General features: G+C 56.5%; 4 protein-coding genes. 1 reads left to right on the plus strand and 3 read right to left on the minus strand.

Features of this window, described 5'->3' with window-relative positions:
* Positions 1 to 199 (minus strand): hypothetical protein (locus tag V6C16_RS12730; protein WP_333534591.1); only part of this gene is annotated, 199 nt, incomplete at its 3' end.
* Between the two features lie 86 nt (positions 200 to 285).
* On the opposite strand from V6C16_RS12730, the gene V6C16_RS12735 reads away from it, so the two are divergent.
* On the plus strand, positions 286 to 543 hold the full coding sequence (locus V6C16_RS12735) for a GIY-YIG nuclease family protein (RefSeq protein WP_333534590.1): 258 nt from the start codon (positions 286 to 288) through the stop codon (positions 541 to 543).
* 84 nt (positions 544 to 627) lie between these two features.
* Here V6C16_RS12735 and V6C16_RS12740 read toward each other — a convergent pair whose 3' ends face one another.
* Together V6C16_RS12740 and V6C16_RS12745 are read right to left on the minus strand one after the other, a co-directional pair.
* Positions 628 to 876 carry a Sec-independent protein translocase subunit TatA/TatB gene (locus V6C16_RS12740; protein ID WP_333534589.1) on the minus strand — a complete coding sequence of 83 codons (249 nt, stop codon included), beginning with the start codon at positions 874 to 876 and terminating at the stop codon, positions 628 to 630.
* Between the two features lie 54 nt (positions 877 to 930).
* A partial coding sequence (locus V6C16_RS12745) for a transporter substrate-binding domain-containing protein (protein WP_333543384.1) occupies positions 931 to 1,629 on the minus strand: 699 nt, incomplete at its 5' end.

Genomic DNA, 1,629 nt, shown 5'->3' on the forward strand with positions numbered 1-1,629 from the left:
GAAGAGTGTAGTATGATGGCTCAAGTCCAAAATCTCCTTGTGTGGCAAGTTGTTGTGGTAACTTCTTATACCACATACTGCTGAGATTTTGGACTTTTTTGTTACCCCTTAGCCGGACAGCAATGATTGCAGCATCGACCTCTGTTAAATTTACTCCCGGTAAAGCTCTGAAAGAAAGCCTGTAGCCGCGCGATGCCACCGGCCACGATTCCTGGGGAACGCGAGGTTTCTGACAACTCCGTGGGTTACGCCGGAAGGTTCGAAAAGGACTCCGGCGCTTGGAAAGTGTATCTTCTGAAGTGCGCGGACTCGACATACTACTGCGGCGTAGCCAAGCATCTTGAAAGGCGCTTGGCAGAGCACAATGGGTTGCGGGCCGGAGGCGCGCGGTACACCCGCTCGCGCAGACCCGTGAAACTTCTGGGATTCACAGAATGTCCGGACAAAGCCAGCGCCTATCGCCTTGAATACGCCATCAAGGCGGCTCCAAGGGAAAAGAAATTGGGGATTCTTCAGGCCAACCAGCTTTCGACCCATCTTTGAGGGGCATCGGCCTGGCCGTATTATACTCAGGCGTCTCCAATCTCCGCATCGCTCGTGCCTGAAATGGAAGACGCCTGAGGACGACTATCGGTGCGTGGCTCTGCGGGCCTGCCTGAAGGCCCCTTTCCGGGCAGGCCGTTCCACGACCTTTTCCCGGGCGGGCTCCGCTTCGGGCGTGATATCGATCGCGTCGCTCTCCGTCACGGCTTTACGCCATTCACGAATCCCTTTGCCCAGGTTTTTGCCGAGCTCGGGGATTTTCTTGTAGCCGAAAAACAGAACGAAAATACCGAAGATCACCAGCAACTGGGTTATGCCGATTTTTCCAAACATGCTCAGTCTCCACTGATTAAAGTTTCTTGCATTACTACACTGCCGCCCTAAAAACTACTTGTTCACAGCGGTTATGTCGCTGCCAAAGAATTGTTGTGAGAGCCGTTCCAGTTCGCCCGATGTCCGAAGCTCGGTGATGGCCTGGTTTACGGCAGCGAGGAAGCTCGCAGTGTCCTGGCCTTTCACGACCGGAAACGCCACGCTCATGCTGTGTTCCGTCAAGGCCACGATCTTCAGGTTCGCTTCGGGGTGAGCCCGCATATAATCGAAAAAAGAGACGTCCGCGTTCAGGGTCGCATCCACCCGGCCGGCCAGAACCATTTCCAGGGTTTCCCCGAGCGAATCCACACCCACGGCCTCGGCGCCGTAACTCTCGGCAAGCTCCATGTAGGTGCTGGAAAGACTGTTGGCGGTGCGTTTGCCCTTCAAGTCCTCGAAGGTCTTGATAGTATCGTTGTCCCCGCGCACTATCAGCGCGGTATGGATGTAAGCATAGGGGGTTGAAAAATCGTATTTGGCGGCGCGTTCAGGAGTAACCTCCACCCCGTTGGCCGCGATGTCCCAACGTTTGGCGTCCAGGCCTGCAAAAATGCCGTCCCATTCCGATTCCACGAAGCGGGCTTTGACGCCGAGCTTCCCGGCCACCAGCCGCATGACTTCCACGTCGAAGCCCGTCAGGGTGTCACGCTCGTCATGGTAGGTCCAGGGCGCCCAGGTTCCTTCGGCCGCGGCCACGATTTCGCCCGCGGCGCG

Source organism: Desulfovibrio sp. 1188_IL3213 (assembly GCF_036763145.1).
GTDB lineage: Bacteria > Desulfobacterota > Desulfovibrionia > Desulfovibrionales > Desulfovibrionaceae > Desulfovibrio.